18 protein-coding genes are annotated in these 17,109 nt (G+C 57.1%); 10 read left to right on the forward strand and 8 right to left on the reverse strand.

The window, feature by feature from the left end:
- Nucleotides 1-26: 26 nt before the first annotated feature.
- Complete coding sequence (gene ftsH / locus ACW5XC_RS16485; protein WP_005343537.1) at nt 27-1,973, reverse strand: ATP-dependent zinc metalloprotease FtsH; 1,947 nt, start codon at nt 1,971-1,973, stop codon at nt 27-29.
- A gap of 45 nt (nt 1,974-2,018) precedes the next feature.
- A complete protein-coding gene (gene rlmE / locus ACW5XC_RS16490; RefSeq protein ID WP_005338828.1) occupies nt 2,019-2,648 on the reverse strand; it encodes a 23S rRNA (uridine(2552)-2'-O)-methyltransferase RlmE in 630 nt (209 codons plus the stop codon).
- Between the two features lie 97 nt (nt 2,649-2,745).
- On the opposite strand from rlmE, the gene yhbY reads away from it, so the two are divergent.
- Together yhbY and ACW5XC_RS16500 are read left to right on the forward strand one after the other, a co-directional pair.
- Nucleotides 2,746-3,042: a ribosome assembly RNA-binding protein YhbY gene (gene yhbY, locus ACW5XC_RS16495; RefSeq protein ID WP_005338829.1), complete on the forward strand. Its 297-nt coding sequence runs from the start codon at nt 2,746-2,748 to the stop codon at nt 3,040-3,042.
- 103 nt (nt 3,043-3,145) lie between these two features.
- On the forward strand, nt 3,146-3,727 hold the full coding sequence (locus tag ACW5XC_RS16500; RefSeq protein WP_042054184.1) for a hypothetical protein: 582 nt from the start codon (nt 3,146-3,148) through the stop codon (nt 3,725-3,727).
- 76 nt (nt 3,728-3,803) lie between these two features.
- On the opposite strand, the gene greA is transcribed toward ACW5XC_RS16500, so the two are convergent.
- The 3 genes from greA to pomA all read right to left on the reverse strand — a co-directional run bounded on the left by greA (nt 3,804) and on the right by pomA (nt 6,094).
- Nucleotides 3,804-4,280, reverse strand: coding sequence for a transcription elongation factor GreA (gene greA, locus ACW5XC_RS16505; RefSeq protein ID WP_005338833.1), 477 nt, complete (start codon nt 4,278-4,280; stop codon nt 3,804-3,806).
- A 156-nt stretch (nt 4,281-4,436) separates the two neighbouring features.
- On the reverse strand, nt 4,437-5,330 hold the full coding sequence (locus ACW5XC_RS16510) for a flagellar motor protein MotB (RefSeq protein ID WP_031227624.1): 894 nt from the start codon (nt 5,328-5,330) through the stop codon (nt 4,437-4,439).
- A gap of 5 nt (nt 5,331-5,335) precedes the next feature.
- The gene (pomA, locus tag ACW5XC_RS16515; protein ID WP_005338837.1) at nt 5,336-6,094 is read right to left on the reverse strand and encodes a flagellar motor protein PomA; all 759 of its coding nucleotides are present in this window, start codon (nt 6,092-6,094) and stop codon (nt 5,336-5,338) included.
- Nucleotides 6,095-6,304: 210 nt separating this feature from the next.
- On the opposite strand from pomA, the gene xseB reads away from it, so the two are divergent.
- Genes xseB through dxs form a run of 3 tightly spaced genes read left to right on the forward strand, consistent with a single transcriptional unit; the run spans nt 6,305 to nt 9,337 of the window.
- Nucleotides 6,305-6,556 carry an exodeoxyribonuclease VII small subunit gene (xseB, locus tag ACW5XC_RS16520; RefSeq protein ID WP_005338838.1) on the forward strand — a complete coding sequence of 84 codons (252 nt, stop codon included), beginning with the start codon at nt 6,305-6,307 and terminating at the stop codon, nt 6,554-6,556.
- Nucleotides 6,557-7,447, forward strand: a complete 891-nt coding sequence (gene ispA / locus ACW5XC_RS16525; protein WP_042054183.1) for a (2E,6E)-farnesyl diphosphate synthase — start codon at nt 6,557-6,559, stop codon at nt 7,445-7,447.
- 21 nt (nt 7,448-7,468) lie between these two features.
- The gene (gene dxs, locus ACW5XC_RS16530; protein WP_042054182.1) at nt 7,469-9,337 is read left to right on the forward strand and encodes a 1-deoxy-D-xylulose-5-phosphate synthase; all 1,869 of its coding nucleotides are present in this window, start codon (nt 7,469-7,471) and stop codon (nt 9,335-9,337) included.
- A gap of 133 nt (nt 9,338-9,470) precedes the next feature.
- On the opposite strand, the gene ushA is transcribed toward dxs, so the two are convergent.
- Complete coding sequence (gene ushA, locus ACW5XC_RS16535; RefSeq protein ID WP_042054181.1) at nt 9,471-11,195, reverse strand: bifunctional UDP-sugar hydrolase/5'-nucleotidase UshA; 1,725 nt, start codon at nt 11,193-11,195, stop codon at nt 9,471-9,473.
- A gap of 266 nt (nt 11,196-11,461) precedes the next feature.
- Between ushA and ACW5XC_RS16540 the strand changes: the two genes are divergently transcribed.
- From ACW5XC_RS16540 to ACW5XC_RS16550, 3 genes are all read left to right on the forward strand, one after another.
- Complete coding sequence (locus ACW5XC_RS16540; protein ID WP_042054180.1) at nt 11,462-11,806, forward strand: DUF2956 domain-containing protein; 345 nt, start codon at nt 11,462-11,464, stop codon at nt 11,804-11,806.
- A gap of 143 nt (nt 11,807-11,949) precedes the next feature.
- The gene (locus tag ACW5XC_RS16545) at nt 11,950-12,285 is read left to right on the forward strand and encodes a hypothetical protein (protein WP_005358483.1); all 336 of its coding nucleotides are present in this window, start codon (nt 11,950-11,952) and stop codon (nt 12,283-12,285) included.
- Between the two features lie 113 nt (nt 12,286-12,398).
- Nucleotides 12,399-13,268, forward strand: a complete 870-nt coding sequence (locus tag ACW5XC_RS16550) for a tetratricopeptide repeat protein (protein WP_042054179.1) — start codon at nt 12,399-12,401, stop codon at nt 13,266-13,268.
- Nucleotides 13,269-13,323: 55 nt separating this feature from the next.
- On the opposite strand, the gene ACW5XC_RS16555 is transcribed toward ACW5XC_RS16550, so the two are convergent.
- Complete coding sequence (locus tag ACW5XC_RS16555) at nt 13,324-14,730, reverse strand: sigma-54-dependent transcriptional regulator (RefSeq protein WP_005348258.1); 1,407 nt, start codon at nt 14,728-14,730, stop codon at nt 13,324-13,326.
- A gap of 151 nt (nt 14,731-14,881) precedes the next feature.
- Nucleotides 14,882-15,685, reverse strand: coding sequence for an FKBP-type peptidyl-prolyl cis-trans isomerase (fkpA, locus tag ACW5XC_RS16560; protein ID WP_005335283.1), 804 nt, complete (start codon nt 15,683-15,685; stop codon nt 14,882-14,884).
- Between the two features lie 118 nt (nt 15,686-15,803).
- Between fkpA and ACW5XC_RS16565 the strand changes: the two genes are divergently transcribed.
- Nucleotides 15,804-16,772, forward strand: a complete 969-nt coding sequence (locus ACW5XC_RS16565; RefSeq protein ID WP_042054178.1) for a WD40 repeat domain-containing protein — start codon at nt 15,804-15,806, stop codon at nt 16,770-16,772.
- A gap of 14 nt (nt 16,773-16,786) precedes the next feature.
- A complete protein-coding gene (locus ACW5XC_RS16570; RefSeq protein ID WP_005335285.1) occupies nt 16,787-17,002 on the forward strand; it encodes a SlyX family protein in 216 nt (71 codons plus the stop codon).
- Nucleotides 17,003-17,109 lie beyond the last annotated feature (107 nt).

The following is a 17,109-nucleotide window of genomic DNA, read 5'->3' on the forward strand; positions in this document are numbered from 1 at the left end:
CAAGCCCGGGGTTTGGATAGTCACGATTATTTGGCCGGAGCATCGTTGGCTTTGTCGATAGTGACATCCGCCACCGGTGCAGCCTCATCGGCAGGCTTGGCCTCGGCAGCCACGGTGGAACCACCTTGCGGGGTATCACCGTGCTCGTCATGCCAGTTGCTCGGAGCACGTACCTCGCGACGCGCCATCAGATCATCGATCTGTTTGGCATCGATGGTCTCGTACTTCATCAGCGCATCTTTCATGCTGTGCAACACGTCCATGTTATCCAGCAGGATCTGCTTGGAACGGGCGTAGTTGCGGTCGATGACCTGCTTGACCTCGGCATCGATAACGCGAGCGGTATCGTCGGACATGTGCTTGGCCTTGGCCATGCTGCGACCGAGGAACACCTCGCCATCTTCTTCAGCGTAGAGCATCGGGCCGAGACGCTCGGACATACCCCACTGGGTCACCATCTTGCGTGCAATGTCGGTCGCCCGCTCGATATCGTTGGACGCACCGGTCGATACCTTCTCGGCACCATAGATCAGCTCTTCTGCCAGACGACCGCCATACAGACTGGAGATCATCGACTCCAGATGCTGCTTGGAGTGGCTCCAGCGATCCTGCTCCGGCAGATACATGGTCACACCCAGCGCACGACCGCGCGGAATGATGGAGACCTTGTAAACCGGGTCATGATCCGGCACCAGACGACCAATGATGGCGTGGCCAGCTTCGTGATACGCAGTCATCTCTTTCTCGGACTCTTTCATCACCATGGAGCGGCGTTCCGCACCCATCATGATCTTGTCCTTGGCCTTCTCGAACTCAGCCATGGAGACCACTCGGCGGCTCTCACGGGCAGAGAAGAGGGCTGCTTCGTTGACCAAGTTGGCCAAATCCGCACCGGAGAAACCGGGGGTACCACGGGCAATCAGTGCCGGATTGACATCATCCGCCAACGGAACTTTGCGCATGTGCACTTTCAGGATCTGTTCGCGACCACGGACATCCGGCAGACCGACCACAACCTGACGGTCGAAACGGCCCGGACGCAGCAGTGCCGGATCCAGCACGTCAGGACGGTTGGTGGCAGCAATGACGATGATGCCTTCATTGCCTTCAAAGCCATCCATCTCGACCAGCATCTGGTTAAGAGTCTGCTCACGTTCATCATGACCACCACCCAGACCGGCACCACGCTGGCGACCGACCGCATCAATTTCATCGATGAAGATGATGCAGGGGGAAGATTTCTTGGCCTGTTCGAACATGTCACGCACCCGGGAGGCACCGACACCGACGAACATCTCCACGAAATCGGAACCTGAGATGGTGAAGAACGGCACCTTGGCCTCGCCCGCAATTGCCTTTGCCAGCAGGGTCTTACCGGTACCAGGAGGACCAACCAGCAGCACACCGGTCGGGATCTTGCCACCCAGTTTCTGGAATTTGCTCGGGTCGCGTAGATAGTCGACCAGCTCCTTCACCTCTTCCTTGGCTTCATCGCAACCTGCAACATCAGCAAAGGTGGTCTTGATCTGATCTTCGCTCATCAGGCGAGCCTTGCTCTTGCCAAACGACATGGCACCTTTGCCACCGCCGCCCTGCATCTGACGCATGAAGAAGACCCAGACACCGATCAGCAGCAGCATCGGGAACCAGGAGATGAAGATAGAGGTCAACAGAGACGGCTCTTCCGGCTTCTCACCCATCACTTTGACATTGTGATTGAGCATGTCGTTGAGCAGCTGGGGATCCGGCGCCGGGATGATGGTGGTGAATCGTTCACCAGTACGCTTGACGCCATTAATGACCTTACCGTCCATCCGCACTTCACGGATCTGCTCTTGGGTCACCTCTTTAACGAAGCTGGAATAGTCCAGCTGGCGACTGGTGGTATCGCTGGGGCTGAAGCTATTGAACACCGACATCAAAACGACGGCGATGACCAGCCACAGGATTAAGTTTTTCGCCATGTCACTCAAATCAGTAACCTCGCAGACTGACAGTTAACGATGAAGGTTAGGGTACTACAGTTTAAAACCGGTAGCCACAATGTAGACTTCCCGTGATCTGGCGCGGGATGAGTCTGGTTTACGAATTTTGACAGCGGAGAAAAGTTTACGAATTTCATTGAGATAGGCATCAAAGCCCTCTCCCTGAAACACCTTCACTACGAAACTGCCGTCACTACGCAATACCTGATTGCACATGTCCAGCGCCAGCTCGACCAGATACATGGCGCGAGCCTGATCCACCTGCTGGGTACCGCTCATGTTGGGCGCCATATCAGACATCACGACATCGACCTTGTCGGGCCCCACTCGCTCCAGCAAGGCGCCGAGTACAGTTTCCTCCCGAAAGTCCCCTTGCAGGAAATCGACACCAGCAATCGGATCCATCGGCAAAATGTCACATGCGATGACGCGACCCGAATCACCAACCTGTTCAACCGCAAACTGGGACCAACCACCGGGGGCTGCACCCAAATCCACTACGGTCATGCCATGTTTCAGCAAGCGATCCTTGCCCTGGATCTCGTCAATCTTGAAAACAGCACGAGAACGCAGGCCCATCTTCTGGGCTTTTTTGACGTATTGATCGTCGAAATGTTCTTTTAACCAGCGAGTTGAACTGGGGGAACGTTTTTTCTGGGTCATGATAATCGACTTTAAAAAACCACAAGGGTTATTAGTATTAAGGGCTAAGTGGGGGTAGAATACGCCCCTTTCAACCCTGACTTATGAAGAAATTGCGATGATTCTCAACAATAAACAGAAACAGTACCTCAAGGGCCTTGCCCATAGCCTCAAGCCTGTCGTCCTGCTGGGTCAGCATGGTCTGACCGAAGGTGTACTGGCCGAGATCGATCTGGCACTGAACCATCACGAGCTGATCAAGGTTAAGGTTGCCTCTGAAGATCGCGAAATGAAACAACTGGTTATGGATGCTATCGTCCGTGAAACCGGTTCAATCAAGGTGCAAAGCATGGGTCATGTGCTGACCATTTATCGTCAAGCCAACGAACCCAAAATCCAGCTGCCCCGCAAGTAAAAGGAAAGAGCATCGCTCTTTCCTTATTCCACTTCTTCCCGAGTCGCTTGCCAAAGTAGTCGCAAAGCCCTTAACCTGCGATGAATACTTCCGGACACGCATTATGGCTCACCATCCTATTCTGACCGACGATGAGCTGGCCATGCTGCGGGACTTGGGGAGCAATCAGGACACCCATGTTCTGAGTGGTCACCTCGATGCCCCCATGCTTGGCTTGCTGCAAAAAGCCGAATACCTTGTACTCGAAGCCCGCTTCGCAGGCCATCAGCTGCGTTTTCCCCTGAGCTTTACCCAAGGGGAAGATGGCTTCGTCGAGCCCCGCTTATCTGCACCGGTCATCAGGGAGCTAGGGTTTGCGCAACCGCGTGCCTGGCGTCTCACCCAAAAAGCCAAGCTATGCAGCGACCTGGGCCTGTTTCAGGTGCTAAGCCTCTCCCTCAACGGCCTCATCGTGGAAAATTTGCCAACCGACATGGTGGCCGACACCCCCATCAACGGCGAGCTCTGCATCGAGCAAGAGGCCCCTCTTCCACTGCAGGGACGACTGGTAAGGCGCATCAAAGCCAATGCCGACCATGCCACCTGGGCGCTGAGCTTTCAAATGAGCGAGAGCAACATCGAACGGCTGCGCCACTGGTTGTTTCAGCGTCATCAGGACGCCTTTACCGAGGCGTATCTGTCCTGATTTTTATCAATAATCATATAGATAAAGACAAACAGGGGAGCGCCAGCCCCCCTGTTTCATCTTCTGTAGCATTCGCTTAGATATAAGCGACTTCCAGCACTTCGTATTCCACATCACCGCCCGGCGTCTTGACGATTGCGACATCGTCCACTTCCTTGCCAATCAGGGCGCGGGCAATGGGGGAGTTGACAGAGATGAGGTTCTGTTTGATATCAGCCTCATCATCACCCACGATGCGGTAAACCACCTCTTCCTCTGTCTCGCTCTTGAGCAGAGTCACAGTCGCGCCAAAAATAACGCGGCCGTTGTTGGTCATCTTGGTGACATCGATCACCTGCGCATTGGAGAGCTTGGCTTCAATCTCCTGAATGCGGCCTTCACAGAACCCCTGCTGCTCGCGAGCGGCATGGTATTCGGCGTTTTCCTTCAGATCACCGTGCTCACGGGCATCGGCAATCGCTTCGATAATCTGGGGACGAAGCTCGGTCTTGAGATAATCGAGCTCTTCGCGCAGCTTCTCAGCGCCGCGAACAGTCATCGGAGTATGATTCATAGTCGAAACCTGGGTTGCTTGAAAATAGAAACTGCGGCCATCAGCAAGGAGGCCGCAGCAATCGGTTCGGATGAGGCATCTTAATATGAAGCCAACACAAAATCCACGTCAGCCCCCTGATGCAGATCCCACTTGCGTCATCGACATTCCCCTCGCTTACTTCCCTTCCGGTACGGAAATGGGGGCCGAAACGGTCGGTTTGCCCTGCATGATGGCGATCTCCACCCGCCGGTTCATCCGACGATTTTCCGGGGTCGTATTGGGCACCAATGGTTGGGAGTCCGCCATCCCCTGCACCACCAGTCGCCCCTGATCAAAACCGGGGACCTTCAGCATCTGGTGCGCAACCGCCACTGCCCGTTGCGACGATAGCTCCCAGTTGGACTGGAACAGCTCATCTTCGGTCGCCACGTTGTCGGTGTGACCGGAGATGGTAATTTCACCCGGCACATCCTTGAGCAGGGTCGCTACCTTGCGAATGACCGGCCAGAACTGGGGCTGCAGAAATGCCGAACCGGCCGGGAACGACGCTTTTTCCCTGATCCGGATGATGATCTGCTGGCCCAGCGCCTCAATTTCGATGGCACCGTCCTGGATCTGATCTTTCATCTGCTCGGCGAGGGCTTTGGCCAGGGTATTGGACTGTTCTTGCGCCTTCTTCGCATCCTGCGCGGTATCGCCCCCCGTCTGCTTGCCATCACTCTTGTCCTGACCACCTGCCTGATCCGCCTCACCGGGCAGAAACTCCAGCTCAGTCTGGGTCATATCGATGGTCTGCTGCATCACAGTATCAATCGGCGTGGGCTCAGGGCGACCCGGCCTGAACTCCTGAGCAATCACCGAGGTTCCCTTGGGAATATCTTTCACCTCAAGGATGTTCTGCACTCCGAAAGCATTCTTCATAGAGCCCGCGATCTGCTTGAACTTGAGTACATCCATCTCGGCAAAGGAGAGCAGCAGCACGAAGAAGCACATCAGCAGCGACATCAAGTCGGCAAAGGTGCCCATATAGGCAGGAAGACCGGGGGGGGGACATTTGCAATCAGACATGGTGCTTACTCCGCGCCGGTATTGCGTTTGGACTGGCTCAGATAGTTCTGCAGCATGGACTGGATCACCCGCGGGTTCTGACCATCCTGAATCCCCATTATGGCATCAAGGATCAGGGTACGACTGAGCTTCTCCTCCCCGCTGCGCAGCTCCAGCTTGTCAGCAATAGGAATAGCGATCATGTTGGCCTCAATCGCTCCGTACAGGGTGGTAAGCAAGGCCACCGCCATTGCCGGACCGATCGACTTGGGGTCACTCATATTTGACAACATAGCCACCAGGCCCACCAACGTACCTATCATCCCCATGGCAGGGCCCAGATCCCCAAGGGTACGGAAGACCTTGATGGCAATGACATGGCGCTCGGCTGTCAGGTCGATATCCTTTTCCATCACGGCACGCACCACTTCGGCATCGTGACCATCCACCAGCATGTCGATCCCTTTTTTCATAAATGCATTGGGGATCTCTGCAGCCTCCAGCGCCAGAAACCCCCCTTTGCGAGCCGCATCAGCCAGTTCCACGGCTTTGGCAATCAGGTCGTCGAGCTTGTCGCCCTTGTACATAAAGGCTTTGCCCGCCACCTTGAAAGCCAGAAAAAACTGCCCGATATTGAACTTCATCATGGCGATGAAGATTGAGCCAAGAATAGTGATATAGACCGATGGCATATCGATAAACATGCTCAACGAGCCACCAAGGATCATGCCGTAAATCACGACACCGAATCCTAAAACGATACCTAACAAGCTCCCTAGATCCACGTCCCTACTCCTGTCACCGGTTCTTATGCCTAATTATAGTTTGTTGAATTTTCTGCTATTGCGACCCTAGCGGCAAGCATGCATCCACTGAGAATGATGGCTCATTATCGGCCAGTTTAGCGAGAGTTTGAGGGGGCAATGCTTTTCTGCCTCCCCCCTGTGGACGGTCGATGTTAATATAAGCCGTTTTTTCAATCCCCGAGGATGGACATGGCCAGTAAAAAAATCGACCGTCTGAGTTTTGATGCCACTCTGGAAGAGCTGGAAACCATCGTTCATCAGCTGGAACAAGGTTCCCTACCCCTGGAAGAGGCACTCAAGCAGTTCGAGCAGGGCGTTCATCTGGTTCGGGCCGGTCAGCAGAAGCTGGAACTGGCCGAACAGAAGATCCAGATCCTGCTCAGCCAAGCCGATGGCAGTGACCAGCTCGCCCCCTTCCAGCCAGAACAAGGAGAGGAGTGAGTGGCGCTGGACCATTTTTCCCGTCTGCATCGTCAGCGTATTGACGACTGTCTGTCAGCACAACTTGAATCCTTGCCCGCCATGGCGCCGCGCCTGCGCGATGCCATGAGTTATGGCCTGCTGCTGGGCGGCAAGCGGGTTCGCCCGTTTCTGGTCTACGCGGTCGGCGAGATGCTGGGCGTCAAAAGCGAACTGCTGGATGGCCCCGCGGCTGCCGTGGAGTGCATCCACGCCTACTCCCTGCTGCACGATGACCTGCCCGCCATGGATAACGACGACCTGCGTCGTGGTCAGCCAACCGTTCACAAGGCGTTTGACGAAGGAACCGCCATTCTGGCCGGTGATGCGCTGCAGACCCTGGCGTTCTCCATTCTGGCCGATCACCCCATGCCCGATACCTTGATGGCCAACCGGGTGCGGATGCTGAGTATCCTCGCCCGTGCCTCCGGCTATCTGGGTATGTGTGGCGGTCAAGCGCTGGATCTGCAGGCCGAAGGGCGCCAGATCACTCTTGCCGAACTGGAGCAGGTACACCGCCACAAGACCGGTGCGCTGATTGAATGTGCCGTGGCGCTCGGCGCCCTGTGCAAAGCCGATATCGATGACGCCACGCTGGCTGCACTGCAAACCTACGCCGCCGCGATTGGCCTCGCCTTTCAGGTGCAGGATGACATCCTCGACATCACAGGTGATACCGCTACCTTGGGCAAGCCACAAGGTTCTGACCTGGCGCTGGAGAAAAGTACCTATCCGGCCCTGCTCGGACTCGAAAATGCCCGTGAGCTGGCTCGCGAACTGCATGGGAAAGCCTTAACAGCCCTGCAATCCTTGCCCTACAATACCGACATTCTGGAAGCGTTTGCCGATTACATCATCGAGCGAACCCACTAAACGCTGGATAACAGTAACAATATGAGCGTTGATATTAACAATTTCCCCAACCTGGCCCTCGCGGACACTCCGGTCGAGCTGCGTTCCTTGCCCAAAGATCGGCTGCCGGTGCTGTGCAACGAGCTGCGCGAATATCTGCTGCGCTCAGTCAGCCGCTCCAGCGGACACTTTGCCTCCGGTCTCGGCACGGTCGAACTGACCGTCGCCCTGCACTACGTCTACAACACCCCGTTCGATCGGCTGATCTGGGATGTGGGCCATCAGGCCTATCCCCACAAGATCCTGACTGGGCGCCGTGACCAGATCCACACCATCCGGCAGAAGGATGGTCTGCACCCCTTCCCCTGGCGCGGCGAGAGCGAGTACGACGTGCTCTCCGTCGGCCACTCCAGCACTTCCATCGGTGCGGCGCTCGGTATGGCGGTCGCCGCCGAGAGTGAAGGGCTGGGTCGCAAGGTCGTTGCAGTGATCGGTGATGGTGCCATTACCGCAGGGATGGCCTTTGAAGCGCTCAACCACGCCGGCGATGTCCACAAGGACATGCTGGTGATCCTCAACGACAACGAGATGTCCATCTCAGAGAATGTCGGCGCGCTCAACAACCATCTGGCCCGGGTCATGTCAGGCAAGCTCTACACCACCATCCGCGAAGGCGGCAAGAAGGTGCTGGCGGGTTTGCCACCGGTCAAGGAGCTGGCCAAGCGGGCCGAAGAGCACCTCAAGGGGATGGTGGTGCCCGGCACCCTGTTCGAGGAGTTCGGCTTCAACTATATCGGCCCCATCGACGGTCACGATATCGAGGCGCTGGTCGAGACCCTGCGCAACATGCGCAACCTCAAGGGCCCGCAGTTGCTGCACGTCAAAACCAAGAAGGGCAAGGGTTACGAGCCGGCGGAGAAAGACCCCATCGGTTATCACGCCGTGCCCAAGTTCAATCCTGACGATTGCTCCCTGCCCAAGGCGAGCAGTGCCAAACCCACCTTCTCCGCCATCTTTGGCCAGTGGCTGTGCGACATGGCGGCCAAAGACGAGAAGCTGGTCGGCATCACCCCCGCCATGCGCGAAGGCTCGGGGCTGGTAAAATTTAGCCAGCAATATCCGGATCGCTACTTCGATGTGGCCATTGCCGAGCAGCATGCGGTCACTTTCGCCGCGGGTCTTGCCATCGCCGACAAGAAGCCTGTGGTGGCCATCTATTCGAGCTTCCTGCAGCGCGCCTACGATCAGGTGATCCACGACGTAGCGCTGCAAGATCTGCCGGTGCTATTCGCCATCGACCGGGCCGGTCTGGTGGGCGCCGATGGCCCGACCCATCAGGGGGCGTTCGACATCAGCTTCCTGCGCACCGTGCCCAACATGGTAGTGATGACGCCATCTGATGAGAATGAGTGCCGCCAGATGCTCTATACCGGCTATCTCCATCAGGGCCCTGCCGCAGTGCGCTATCCGCGCGGCAGCAGCCTGAGCGACGCCCTCATCTCGTCAGAAATGCAGGCACTGGAGCTCGGCAAGGGTCGTATCCTGCGAGAGGGCAAGGGCACTGCCATTCTGGCGTTTGGCACCTTGCTGCACCACGCGAAAGCGGCCGCCGAAGCACTGGATGCCACCCTGGTGGACATGCGCTTTGTCAAACCGATGGATGAGGCACTGGTGCTGTCGCTGGCGGCCAGCCACGATCACTTCGTCACTCTGGAAGACAACGCCATCATGGGCGGCGCCGGTTCGGCGGTGAACGAACTGCTGATGCGCAGCAAGCAGTGCAAGCCGGTGCTCAACCTTGGCTTACCGGATCGCTTCGTCGAACAGGGTACCCAGCAGGAGATCTATGCCCTGCTCGGTCTGGACGATGCAGGCATCCAGCGCAGCATCGAAAGCTGGCTGCAAGCCTGACGAGACACGATGTGATGCAATAGACTGGAAAATTCAGTAACGGTTCGAAAAAATCCCCAGGTAATGCCTGGGGATTTTTTTAAGAAGACAGCAGAGTGTGACTACTGTTGTGACGATACCGAATCGACAGCGCTTAGTTACACCCTTCGGTAGAGGCTGAGTTCAGATAGCTCACCTCATTGCCTGGCTGATAATCCGCAACGTTGATGGTCTTCTTGATCTCGATGTACTCCTTCAGCACGGCAGCATCCACCAACCCGGCGTTGATGGTATCGATCTTCGGATAGCCGTCACCACCGGAGGCGCTGAAGCTCGGGATCGCGAAGCTGTAAGTTGCTGCCGGATCAAACGCCTTGCCACCGATACTGGTGATATTGACGCTCTTGGCCTGGCAATCCACCGCCATGTTGATACCGCCAAACTGGGCATAACCACCGGTATTGCGGGTCTTGCTTGCCACCTGGCCCAGATAGGTCGCCAGCTCGCTTCCCTTCATGACAGCCTTGTTGACCGTGTTGCCAAACGGGTGCACCAGCAGCACGCTGCGGTAAGTGATATCACCGGCCGGGATGCTGTCACGCACGCCGCCTGAGTTGACGATACCAAAGTCGACCCCCAGCTTGCTGCTGGTCGCCGTGGTGATGAGGCGACCCAGGTTGGTCTGCTTGTTGCGAACCGAGTTGCGATCACCAACCAGCAAGCCATCTGCCGAGCCAATGACAACATTCAGCTCTTGCTGACCTTTCTCCTGATAACCCAGCAGGGTGTTATACAGCTCGGGATCCTTGGTGATCTCGTCCTGTACGAACTGCATCTTGGCCGGATCCTTGGTTACGGCGCCGTTGGCATCGATCGCCTCGCCCTTGGCGTTGCGCTTGATCAGGTTGACCGGGATCAGGTCATAGCTGGTCAGGGTCAATTTGCCATTCTGGTACTCAAACTGGGCACGGCCCACATACTTGCCCCACTCGTGAGCCTGCATGATCCAGGTGCCGTTTTGCTGATCCGGTTGGCAGTTATCACCCGGTTTGAAATTGGCGTACTTGTTGGTGGTGCCCGGCTCCATACAGACCGGATTCTGAGAGTGGCCACCAATGATGGCATCCAGAGTCCCTGCTGGCAGTGCACGAGCCATCTCTACATCGCCCGGCGCATTGCTGCCGTGCTGACCATTCTCGTAATGGCCCATGTGAGTGATGGCGAAGACCAGATTGGCCTCCTTGTTGCTGCGGATCTGCTGGCCCAGTTTGGCCGCCTCGCTGGTCGGATCGCGGAACTCCAGGGTTTGCACGTTGTTGGGATCCACCAGCTGGGCGGTATCCTCGGTGGTCAGGCCCAGTACAGCGACCTTGAGACCGCTCTCCAACTTGAACACCTTGTAGGGGTCAAAGTAGTGTTTACCGCTGGCCTTATCATAGATGTTGGCCGAGAGCATGGGGAACTGGGCCCACTTGCGCTGCTTCTCCAGCACGCTGAGGGGGTTGTCGAATTCATGGTTGCCCACTGCCATGGCATCGTAGCGAATGTTGTTCATCGCCATGAAGTCAGGCTCGGCATCCTGCAGATCTGACTCCGGCACCCCAGTATTCACATCACCACCGGAAAGAACCAGTACGTCACTGCCAGCAGCCTTGGCATCGGCACGCAGCTGTTCGACCAGAGTCTTCTGGGCAGCCATACCATACTCATTTTCAGCGTTGTGCCAGAAACGGCCGTGGGTATCGTTGGTGTGCAGTATGGTCAGTTTGCAGACATTTTCGGTGCAGGGTGCAACGGTGTCATTGGTCGAGGTATTACAGCCAGTCAGTGCAGCAAGCACGGCCAGTGCCACGCCGCCTTTGATAAAGTTATTATTCATTTCCATATCACCTTGATTGTTTTGTTATTTATCAACCCTGTCCAGCGGGTCGGCGCCAATATAACAAACAACAGATGACCGTTTTTCATCGATGACTCACAAATTCTGCTAATTGTGATCTTCGGCCCAACATCCAGCTTCCTGCTGATTTATCAGGTTTTTTGTTGAGCAGTCACTCACTTGCTCCCCTCCCGCACCAAGGAGGCGCCACCCGACGCGCCTTTATGGCATACTCCCCAGCCAACCATGCCCGAGGAGATGATTTGATGGCCAAGTACGACAAGATTTCCCCCGAGACCCAGCAGGAGGCGATGAAAATTGCCCGTGCCAACCAGAAGCCGGGGCAGACCAAGGAGCAGACCCAGCTTATTGCGCAAGGGATCCAGAAAGGCATCGACGAATACAAGAAACAGATGAAGGTGCGGGCCCGTGAAGCGAGCCGCCAGAAAAAATTGCAGGCCAAAGCCAGGCAGCCACAGGGCGCGCCCCAAACCGAAGAGCAAGACGATCAGCTTGAAGTGGTTGAAGTAAGCCATCAGCATCCCCTGCCCTGGATATTGCTGGTGCTGAGCTGGCTGGGATTTGCAGCAGCCTGGTTCTGGTTGCACTAAGATGCGCTAGCAAACCTTTATCCGGGATCCTCTTCACAGCCCGGGCCCGGGCTGCTGGTGATTACCTGCGAAGAGTGATTAAATCCCGCGCCTCTTGCACCGAACAACCGGTTTTTTGACGATCAGTTTTCAGGAAAGATGTTATGAACCCCGCTCCGCTCTATCTGCTGGCCCCTTTTGTTCTGTTCCTTGTGACCATGCTGCTCTATCGCATTTCGCCGCTGCGGGCGGTCGCCGCCGGCGGGGTACGCTGGTTTATCCTCCCCGCCTTCACCCTGTTTATTTTGCTGATCATCATCAACGGTGCCGCCGATCCCGCCCTGCGCGATCCGGCATTCCACTGGTTGATGCCGGGCCTTGGCTTTGCCCTGAGCCTGTTTCCGGCCCTGCCCAAGGCGCTGGTGCCACGGCTCGCCATCAAGGAGGGGGCCTTTGCCGCCCTCGGTCTGATGCTGATGAGCCTGGCCATGGTCTACTGACCAACCGGCCACAGCCGTTAGCATGATGCAAGGGGCGCTCTGTGACGGGAGCCCCTTGTACAAACAATGGCCTGCAGGCATCTTGGTGACAGGATAACCAGCAAGGAGGCCAAATGGACAATCCGCCCGATTTCATGGCGCTGTGGGATTATCAGGATCCCGCCGCCAGCGCCCTGCGTTTTCACACCCTTCTTCCCGAAGCGCGCGCCGCCGCCGACCTGCAACTCGAACTGGAGTTGCTGACCCAAATTGCCCGCACCCATTCGCTGCAGCGCCAGTTTGCCGAAGCCCACCAGCAGCTCGATGAGATAGCGCCTCGCCTCACCGACACAACCCCCAGAGCGCGGATCCGGGCTCTGCTGGAACGAGGCCGCACCTTTAACTCGGCGGGCGACAAAGCCAGTGCCAAACCGCTGTTTGAACAAGCCTGGCAATGGGGGCTCAAGGAGAAAGAAACCTATCTCGCCATCGACGCCGCTCACATGATCGCCATCGCCGCACCACTGGAAGAGCAGAGCCGCTGGCATCAACTGGCGATGGAGCTGGCGGAACGCAGCAGTGACGAGAAGGTGCGTGGCTGGCTGGCCCCCCTTTACAACAATCAGGGCTGGACCCTGTTCGAACTGGGCCGCTTTGATGAGGCGAAAATCCAGCAGCAGAAGTGTCTGGCCTGGCATCTGCAACATAACCAGCCGGCCAAGGCGTTTATCGCTCGCTGGAGTCTGGCTCGCCTGACCCGGGCCCAGGGTCAGCACCAGCAGGCACTGGCAGAGCTGCACCAGCTCAAGGCCGATATGGCCGAGGCAGGCGAACCTGAGGATGGTTATCTGTTCGAGGAACTGGGGGAGAATGCCTTGGTGCTGGACGATCCGCTGGCCGCGGAATACTTCTCCCGCGCCTGGTTTCTGTTGTCGCAAGACCGCTGGTTCAGCGCCAACGAGGGGGAACGACTGGCCCGCCTCAAGCGCCTCGCCAAACTCTAATCCCCAAAATAGCAAGGGCGGCACGCTAGCCGCCCTTATCTGCTGGCAAGATGGTTCAGGCCCGATTGGACTCCTCCCACCCCTGCTTTTTACGATAAATGGTGGAGGGGCTGATCTCGAGCAGGGCCGCCGCCTTGGGAATGTTGCCGTCACAGCTGGCGATGGCCTGTTCGATCACCTCTTTCTCCACCAGCCAGAGCGGACGAATTGGCCCGTTGGCCACCCCGGTGGCTGCCGGAGCCGATGCCACCGCTGCCGCAATCGCAGCCGGCAGCTGGGGACGAACCCCATTGAGCGGTGGCGGCAGAATATCCGGGCTCACCAGCTCCTTGTCGTTGAGCACCACGATATTGCGCACCACGTTTTGCAGCTCGCGTACGTTGCCAGGCCAGGGGTAGTCGAGCAGCACTCGTGCCGCCTCGACATCGAAATCCTTGAAGCGTTTGTTCTCCTCCTTGGCGTAGCTCTGCAGCAGGGTACGCGCCAGCAGCAGGATATCCTCGCCCCTCTCCCGCAGCGGCGGCAGAGTGAGGGGAATGACGTGGAGCCGATAGTAGAGATCCTCGCGAAAACGGCCCGCTTTCACCTCCACCAGCGGATCCCGGTTGGTGGCGCAGATAAAGCGCACATCCACCGTCTCGAGCTTGCCGCTGCCGACTCGCTGCACTGTGCCGGTCTGGATGAAGCGCAGCAGCTTGCTCTGCAGGTCGAGATCCATCTCGCAGATCTCGTCGAGAAACAGGGTGCCACCATCGGCCAGACTGGCCGCCCCCTTGCGATCCCCCTGGGCGCCGGTAAAAGAGCCCTTCACATGACCGAAGATCTCGCTCTCCATCAAATCGTGGGGAATGGCGGCGCAGTTGAGGGCAATAAAGGGCTGTTCGCTGCGGGGACTGCACTGGTGAATCGCCTCGGCACACACCTCTTTGCCGGTGCCGCTCTCGCCAGTGATAAAGACGGTCGCCTTGCTGGGCGCCGCGCTCTCGATGATGCGATAGACCGCCTGCATCGACATGGAGGCACCGATAAAACCGAAGAAGGAGCTGCGCTCGAAATTCTCCCGATAGTGGGCAACCAGCGAGCTCAACTGCTGGTGTTTCAAGGCATTGCGAACAGTCGCGCAGAGCCGCTTGCTGTCAAACGGCTTGGTCAGAAAATCGAAGGCTCCGAGGCGCATCGCCTCCACCGCCACATCCACCGAGCCGTGGGCGGTGATCACCACCACCGAGCAAGGCAACTGCTGTTCGGTGATCATCTGCAGAATATCCATACCGGACATATCCGGCAGCTCCAGATCCAGCAGCACCACGGGGGGAGGACTTGCCAGCAACTGTGCCAACGCCTGCTGACCACAGTCGGCCAGCACTACCTCGTACCCCTCCTGGCGCAGGTACTGTTCATAGACCACCGCCAGACTACGGGTATCTTCCACCAGCAGGACACGCGATTTATTTTCAGCCACTGGACTCATCCTTGTATTTGATTCTGCGATCTATTTTGCCTTATTTTCGCGCGCAAACCCAACGCCAAGACAGCTCTGTTATCCCGCGATTGCAGGGAATACACAAGTAAAAACGGCTCCTTAAGGAGCCGTTTTTCACTACAAGAAAAGATTACTTCTTGGCATCGTCTGCAGTCGGCTTCTCGATAGCCAGCAGCTCAACGTCAAACACCAGTACGGCATTCGCCGGGATGGAGCCTGCACCGTGCTCGCCATAGGCCAGCTTGGACGGCAGGAAGAACTTGAACTTGGAGCCAACCGGCATCAGCTGAACACCTTCGGTCCAACCCGGGATAACCTGATTGAGCGGGAAGGTAGCCGGCTCGCCGCGATCGACGGAGCTGTCGAACTTGGTGCCGTCGGTCAGGGTACCGGTGTAGTGCACCTTGACGATATCGGTAGATTTCGGCTTGGCGCCAGTGCCCATCTTCTCGACCACGTATTGCAGGCCGGATTCAGTGCTCTTCACACCCTCTTTCTTGGCGTTGGCAGCCAGGAACTCTTCGCCCTTCTTCAGATTCTCAACGGCGTCTTTCTCGGCCTTGGCCTTGGTCAGCTCATTGATCTTGGCGTCGTAATCCTGCAGTACCTTCTGGATCTCTTCATCAGTCATCTTGGCTTCTTTGCCCAGACCGTCAGTCACCCCTTTCAGGATCACGGCGTTGTCCAGTTTGATGCCCAGTTCCTGCTGACGCTCCAGGGTATTGGCGATGTAACGACCCATGGAGAGGCCAATTGCGTAGCCAGATTGCTCTTCAAAGCTCTTGGCTTCAGCCTTGGTCGCCTCTGCCGGCTTGCTGGCTTCTGCCTTCACTTCGGCGGTATTGGCCGCAGCAGGCTTCTCGTCTTTTTGGCAAGCAGTCAGACCGACGGCAACGGCCGCCGCCAACAGGGACACCTTCAGAAATTTGTTCATCAGTTTCTCCAAACTCCAAATACCGCTCTCGGTTCCATCGTGAAATGAGAGGTTTATCGTGATAAGCGCCTTATACTAACGCCGTGATCGCAGGTAACAAAAGCGTGAGACCGCAAAAATGATAAAAAGTGCCATTTATCTGGTGAGCCTCTGTTTAATGCTCACCGGTTGCGAGCAAAGCTCCCAACCCAACCAGCAAATGACCCTCGCCAGCACGGGTCTGCTGACCGCAGATCTCTCCAGTGATGGCAAGCAGGCCATCGTCTCCAGCATCAGCCAGGGCATCATCGTCTGGGATCTGGAACAGAACCGTCAACGCTGGCGCTGGAAGCAATCCGACTCTACGGAAGATCTGGTATTCATTACCCGCTTTTCCGAAGGAAACAGCCATGCCGTCACCGCCACCCCAGACACCTTTGCAACCTGGCGGCTGAGCGACGGGCAATCACAAGGCTACTACTCGCTTCCTGAATCCAGGCTGAGGGACATCGCGCTCTCTGCCGACGGTCGTTATGTGCTGATAGGTCGGGAAGATGGCAAGGCCGAGTGGCTCGATACCCGAAGCGGTCGTCGCCTGCAGTTTCTGGGGCACACCGACCAGGTCAATACGGTGGATCTCTCCGCCAACGGTCGCTACGCCCTGACCGGCGGCAACGACTACAGCGCCTATCTGTGGGATACCCGTAGCGGGCAGGTAATTTGGCGCTTCAACCATGGTGGCCGGGTGATCATGGCCAGACTGGAGCCGAGCGGCCGCTACGCCTTCACCGCCGACAGCAGCCGGGCCAGCATCTGGGATCTGAAAACCGGCAAGGAGGTGAGTCAGCTGCAATATGATCACCGCTTCGAGGTCTACACCAGCGCCCGCTTTGCCAACGATGGCAAGTGGCTCATCACCGGCGCCCCTTCCCGTCAGCTCTCCCTGTGGCAAGTGAGCGATGGTGCCCTGCTGCAGAGCTGGCGCGTCTCGCCACAACCCAAGGTGAAACCGCCCAGCGCAGTGGTCTACGGCGTCGCTTTACGCGACAATAGCCACCTTGTCAGTGCCAGCTCCAGTGGTCTGGCCGAAATCTGGACAATCAAGTAAGGACCCGAAGGCCCATGAGTCAGCAACTTAACGATCGCATCGAAACCCTGGAAACCCGTCTCGCCTATGCGGAGTACACCATAGAGCAGCTCAACGACGAGGTAACCACCCAGGGCCGTGAACTCGATCGGCTCAAATACCAGATCCAGCTGCTGATCGACAAACTGCAAAGCGTACAACCCAGCCAGATTGCCAGCATGGCCGAAGAGACCCCGCCGCCGCACTATTGATGGGTGTGCAATCAACACGCTGTCTGCTCAAGACCAATAAAAATCCGAAACCGGCAAAACCGGTTTCGGATTTTTTTATCTAAATGAACTGATAGCTGCGACTCGGC

This window comes from Aeromonas sp. 25-AL00135 (assembly GCF_054052385.1).

Excerpts from the sequence above, each read along its gene's own strand:
- ushA (WP_042054181.1), bottom strand. The coding sequence starts at position 11,195 with ATGAATAATAACTTTATCAAAGGCGGCGTGGCACTGGCCGTGCTTGCT.
- ACW5XC_RS16540 (WP_042054180.1), top strand. The coding sequence starts at position 11,462 with ATGGCCAAGTACGACAAGATTTCCCCCGAGACCCAGCAGGAGGCGATG.
- rlmE (WP_005338828.1), bottom strand. The coding sequence starts at position 2,648 with ATGACCCAGAAAAAACGTTCCCCCAGTTCAACTCGCTGGTTAAAAGAA.
- yhbY (WP_005338829.1), top strand. The coding sequence starts at position 2,746 with ATGATTCTCAACAATAAACAGAAACAGTACCTCAAGGGCCTTGCCCAT.
- xseB (WP_005338838.1), top strand. The coding sequence starts at position 6,305 with ATGGCCAGTAAAAAAATCGACCGTCTGAGTTTTGATGCCACTCTGGAA.
- ACW5XC_RS16500 (WP_042054184.1), top strand. The coding sequence starts at position 3,146 with ATGGCTCACCATCCTATTCTGACCGACGATGAGCTGGCCATGCTGCGG.
- fkpA (WP_005335283.1), bottom strand. The coding sequence starts at position 15,685 with ATGAACAAATTTCTGAAGGTGTCCCTGTTGGCGGCGGCCGTTGCCGTC.
- ACW5XC_RS16570 (WP_005335285.1), top strand. The coding sequence starts at position 16,787 with ATGAGTCAGCAACTTAACGATCGCATCGAAACCCTGGAAACCCGTCTC.
- ACW5XC_RS16550 (WP_042054179.1), top strand. The coding sequence starts at position 12,399 with ATGGACAATCCGCCCGATTTCATGGCGCTGTGGGATTATCAGGATCCC.
- greA (WP_005338833.1), bottom strand. The coding sequence starts at position 4,280 with ATGAATCATACTCCGATGACTGTTCGCGGCGCTGAGAAGCTGCGCGAA.
- ACW5XC_RS16545 (WP_005358483.1), top strand. The coding sequence starts at position 11,950 with ATGAACCCCGCTCCGCTCTATCTGCTGGCCCCTTTTGTTCTGTTCCTT.
- dxs (WP_042054182.1), top strand. The coding sequence starts at position 7,469 with ATGAGCGTTGATATTAACAATTTCCCCAACCTGGCCCTCGCGGACACT.
- ACW5XC_RS16565 (WP_042054178.1), top strand. The coding sequence starts at position 15,804 with ATGATAAAAAGTGCCATTTATCTGGTGAGCCTCTGTTTAATGCTCACC.
- ACW5XC_RS16510 (WP_031227624.1), bottom strand. The coding sequence starts at position 5,330 with ATGTCTGATTGCAAATGTCCCCCCCCCGGTCTTCCTGCCTATATGGGC.